The 241-nt window shown below is 32.8% G+C and carries 1 protein-coding gene; it reads left to right on the top strand.

Annotation, left to right across the window (positions count from 1 at the left end; translation table 11 throughout):
• On the top strand, nt 1–241 hold a 241-nt coding region (locus QRT08_RS18560; protein WP_286047478.1), incomplete at both ends, for a hypothetical protein.

Raw genomic sequence — 241 nt, 5'->3', positions numbered from 1 at the left:
GGAATTAAAAGATATTAGGGAATACGAACACAAATATGATTACAGTTACCGCCAATTTAGCCGCGATGCTTTAATTAGAAAAATTAGCGACATGGATTCTAAGCTTAAACTTGAATCTAAATTAAGGGGTGAAGCGCAAACTGAAGTAGTTGAAAGGGGCAACAAATTAATTAAACTTGAAAAGGAAAACAAAGAATTCGAAAACGTAATTGAAGACCTTAATAAAAAGCTTGAAGAGTAC

The sequence above is a fragment of the Halalkalicoccus sp. NIPERK01 genome (assembly GCF_030287405.1).
In the GTDB taxonomy this organism is placed as follows: domain Archaea; phylum Halobacteriota; class Halobacteria; order Halobacteriales; family Halalkalicoccaceae; genus Halalkalicoccus.
The sequence above is the reverse complement of the archived record's forward strand: the minus strand, read 5'-3'. Positions and strand labels throughout refer to the sequence as shown.